Source organism: Bacillus cereus (assembly GCF_002561295.1).
In the GTDB taxonomy this organism is placed as follows: Bacteria; Bacillota; Bacilli; order Bacillales; family Bacillaceae_G; genus Bacillus_A; species Bacillus_A cereus_S.
The window spans coordinates 1-1,424 of the sequence record NZ_NTUG01000058.1 but is presented as its reverse complement, the minus strand read 5'-3'; the positions used below and the strand labels follow the sequence as shown (position 1 = coordinate 1,424).

Sequence of the window (1,424 nt, the reverse complement as noted above, 5' to 3'; positions counted from 1 at the left end):
ATAGGGTATTTCTTGTATAATGAGAGAAAAATGAGAATCGGTGAAATTTCAAAATGACGAAAAAACTGTTTACAGAAAAAGAAGTTCAAACACTATCAAAAAATCGATATGTAAAATCGATTAGCCAGAAAGGGATTACCTATACCGATGAATTTAAGCGTATTTTTATTGAGGAAAATGAAAAAGGAAAAACTCCTCGTATTATTTTTGAAGAATGTGGATTTGATGTAGAAATCATTGGTATACAACGCGTTATATCATCTGGGAATAGATGGCGTACTTCTTATAAGAAAAATGGTGTACTCGGCTTAAGAGATACACGTAAAGAAAATTCGGGAAGAAAGCTAGAGAGAGAACTTACATTAGAAGAAAAATATGCACGTTTGGAAGCGGAACGAAACTTATTAAAAGCTGAAAATGAACTGTTAAAAAAGATCAAACTTATGGAAGGGAGGATGGGAAAGAAATAACGTTACCACCTAGCCAAAAATATGTGTTAATTCGTTCTATTATTGAAAAATACAACCTCAAAAACATGGTGAGATATTTGTGTGGAATCGCTGGGGTTTCACGTTCGGGATACTATAATTATTTTTCCGTTTCCTCGCAAAGTCAACGAAAGAGAAGAATAGATCAGGATGAAATAGCGAAAGGATTCATATTAAAGGCATTTCAATTTAAAAAACGAAAGAAAGGGGCTCGTCAAATCAAAATGACATTGGCGGGTCAATTTCAAGTTGTTTACAATTTGAAACGCATCCGTAGAATCATGAAAAAATATGGGATTATCTGTCCCATTCGTAAAGCGAACCATTATAAAAGAATGTTGAAAGCGACGAAAGAACACTTCGTGGTACCCAATCAATTAAAACGAGAATTCAGACAAGGTGTACCCGGAAAAGTACTTCTTACAGATATCACCTACCTGTTTTATGGTAAGAATCAAAAAGGATATTTATCTACCATTCTAGACGGGTCTACGAATGAAGTTTTGGCTTACCATGTTTCAGAACGGCTTACTCTAGATATCGCAACGACGACTCTACGCAAACTAAAGAAAAATAAGAAGGTGCGATTAACGCAAGATGCATATATTCATTCTGATCAAGGAGCTCATTACACAAGTCCTACCTATCAAAAGTTAGTCAAAAAATTAAAGCTAGGACAATCCATGTCACGACGGGGAAACTGTTGGGATAATGCCCCTCAAGAATCCTTCTTCGGACACTTTACAGATGAAGCACACATAAAAACTTGTACGACCTTCACTCAGCTAAAACAAGAAATTAAAGACTATATGAAATACTATAATCAGCACCGATATCAGTGGAATTTAAAGAAGATGACTCCTGTCGAATACAGAAATCATCTTCTTGATGCCGCCTAACTTTTTTTAAAATGTCCTTTACAAAGGGTACAGATTA

Annotated in this window: 1 protein-coding gene; it reads left to right on the top strand. The window is 35.1% G+C overall.

Features of this window, described 5'->3' with window-relative positions; translation table 11 throughout:
- Positions 1-53 precede the first annotated feature (53 nt).
- Positions 54-1,387 (top strand): IS3 family transposase gene (locus CN373_RS24000; protein WP_098360317.1). Its coding sequence is split into 2 segments (ribosomal slippage): positions 54-441 and positions 441-1,387, totalling 1,335 coding nucleotides; the frame shifts between segments, so codons are not numbered across the junction.
- Positions 1,388-1,424: the final 37 nt, after the last annotated feature.